Genomic DNA, 1,272 nt, shown 5'->3' with positions numbered 1-1,272 from the left:
ATTCAGTAGTTGACGGCTCTTTTATGCTACATGATGAGGTATCCAGTGGCGCTGAAACACCAGCAAGACCCTTTTCACGACGCATAATCAGTGCATTCAAGAGATTAATGCGCTCAATATCCAGATGATAAAGTCCAAGTGCAGCTTTGCCCACCCTCTTTTGTTTTAAACCCATCTTAGCCAGCAACATAGAAAGAAAGCGTAAAGGGTCGCGTTGTAAAAGTTCTGTCGATGGTAATGAGATAAGCCCTTGCAAAATGGCTCGATGTTCTTCTATCCAGGTTATAAAGCCACTGTGAAGAATGGTCTCTTTGGTATATTGATAATCATGAACAGCTAAGGTCTGATGGGAAGTGGTTAGATGCAGTGTTTCGAGAACTTTTTTATAAAGCTGTTGTAACGTTGCATAATGGGTCAAGTCTGCTGCAAATTTTGCGCTGTCTTCAAGTTGCGCAACGAACCGTTTTTGCGCAAGTGCTGTATCACTTAGCGCCAGCTCTAAGGCTAACACTTGTTTTTTAAAGCGTCCATCGTTATCCATATTCGCCATGGCGGTAATAGAGTCTTCATCTCGTTCTGACAGATTATAAAATTCTATGAGTTGCTGTTTTTTATAAAGGCGCGTTTCATTCATAGTTTTTCGTGGCTTTTGAGATAGCGCGACCAGTTGAGCTGCGTTTAAGGGTAATTGCTCTTGACTTATGAGGGATGCATCTTGTTCAATACAGGCGTTTTTAAATTGACGTAATTGTTGTTGGGTGGCTAAGTCAAGACTGTTATCAAAATAGGTGAGCTTCATTCCGTCATGTAACGCCAGTAGGGCAAATTGCTGATAAAAATCATTAACACTTCTATGACGCGCCTGGGTAACTAAAAGAGTTAACTGCTCATAATCAGGGTTTAGAATGATACGTTGTCCCTCGTTATCCAGATTCATAAGGCTTATATCATGCTGATGAGTTTTTAACCATTTAGAGGCTATCACTTGCGGGTTTAAGGATTTAAAAGCTTGTCGCTTGTCACAAAAAACATGCAGGGTTTTATGATTTCGGATGCGTCCTAAGGCTTGCATACAATCATTGGCGGTATTGACGCAGGACTGAAACACACCGCCAACAAAATCAAAGTGGCCGTTATCAATAGAGACACCGGTACTCACCGATGGCGTACATACTAGGTAATCGTAGCGCTTTGATACAACATTGACGTTATTAAAAAAAGCTTGGTTTTCAGTATCTCCCGCATTATCACTGGAAATGTAAAGTCCTTTCT

At 41.1% G+C, this 1,272-nt stretch carries 1 protein-coding gene; it reads right to left on the bottom strand.

The genetic code is table 11. The features are described from left to right. Positions 1-1,272: hypothetical protein (locus tag Ldro_RS15230; RefSeq protein WP_193786660.1), on the bottom strand; the 1,272-nt coding region annotated here is incomplete at both ends.

It is taken from the genome of Legionella drozanskii LLAP-1 (assembly GCF_001467585.1).
GTDB lineage: Bacteria > Pseudomonadota > Gammaproteobacteria > Legionellales > Legionellaceae > Tatlockia > Tatlockia drozanskii.
Note: the sequence above shows the minus strand (reverse complement) of the source record. Positions and strands in the feature narration are given on the sequence as shown.